Origin of the sequence: Streptomyces sp. NPDC000134 (assembly GCF_042899225.1) — a bacterium.
In the GTDB taxonomy this organism is placed as follows: Bacteria; Actinomycetota; Actinomycetes; order Streptomycetales; family Streptomycetaceae; genus Streptomyces.
In genome coordinates, this window is record NZ_JBIAZN010000059.1 from 1 (window position 1) to 1,414 (window position 1,414).

Annotated in this window: 1 rRNA gene; it reads left to right on the plus strand. The window is 55.9% G+C overall.

What is annotated here, in order from left to right:
- Positions 1–1,392: ribosomal RNA gene (locus tag ACFY32_RS34070) — 23S ribosomal RNA — on the plus strand; the annotation flags it as partial.
- Positions 1,393–1,414: the final 22 nt, after the last annotated feature.

Genomic DNA, 1,414 nt, shown 5'->3' on the forward strand with positions numbered 1-1,414 from the left:
CTGAGACCTGATGCCGAGCCGATTGTGGTGAAGTGGATGATCCTATGCTGTCGAGAAAAGCCTCTAGCGAGTTTCATGGCGGCCCGTACCCTAAACCGACTCAGGTGGTCAGGTAGAGAATACCGAGGCGTTCGGGTGAACTATGGTTAAGGAACTCGGCAAAATGCCCCCGTAACTTCGGGAGAAGGGGGGCCATTTCCGGTGATGACACTTGCTGTCTGAGCTGGGGGTGGCCGCAGAGACCAGCGAGAAGCGACTGTTTACTAAAAACACAGGTCCGTGCGAAGCCGTAAGGCGATGTATACGGACTGACGCCTGCCCGGTGCTGGAACGTTAAGGGGACCGGTTAGCTCCATTTCGGTGGGGCGAAGCTGAGAACTTAAGCGCCAGTAAACGGCGGTGGTAACTATAACCATCCTAAGGTAGCGAAATTCCTTGTCGGGTAAGTTCCGACCTGCACGAATGGCGTAACGACTTCTCGACTGTCTCAACCATAGGCCCGGTGAAATTGCACTACGAGTAAAGATGCTCGTTTCGCGCAGCAGGACGGAAAGACCCCGGGACCTTTACTACAGTTTGATATTGGTGTTCGGTTCGGCTTGTGTAGGATAGCTGGGAGACTGTGAAGCTTGGACGCCAGTTCAGGTGGAGTCGTCGTTGAAATACCAGTCTGGTCGTGCTGGATGTCTAACCTGGGTCCGTGATCCGGATCAGGGACAGTGTCTGATGGGTAGTTTAACTGGGGCGGTTGCCTCCTAAAGAGTAACGGAGGCGCCCAAAGGTTCCCTCAGCCTGGTTGGTAATCAGGTGTTGAGTGTAAGTGCACAAGGGAGCTTGACTGTGAGACCGACGGGTCGAGCAGGGACGAAAGTCGGGACTAGTGATCCGGCGGTGGCTTGTGGAAGCGCCGTCGCTCAACGGATAAAAGGTACCCCGGGGATAACAGGCTGATCTTCCCCAAGAGTCCATATCGACGGGATGGTTTGGCACCTCGATGTCGGCTCGTCGCATCCTGGGGCTGGAGTCGGTCCCAAGGGTTGGGCTGTTCGCCCATTAAAGCGGTACGCGAGCTGGGTTTAGAACGTCGTGAGACAGTTCGGTCCCTATCCGCTGTGCGCGTAGGAGTCTTGAGAAGGGCTGTCCCTAGTACGAGAGGACCGGGACGGACGAACCTCTGGTGTGCCAGTTGTTCTGCCAAGGGCATGGCTGGTTGGCTACGTTCGGGAGGGATAACCGCTGAAAGCATCTAAGCGGGAAGCCTGCTTCGAGATGAGGACTCCCACCCCCTTGAGGGGTTAAGGCTCCCAGTAGACGACTGGGTTGATAGGCCAGATATGGAAGCACCGTAAGGTGTGGAGTTGACTGGTACTAATAGGCCGAGGGCTTGTCCTCAGTTGCTCGCGTCCACTGTGTT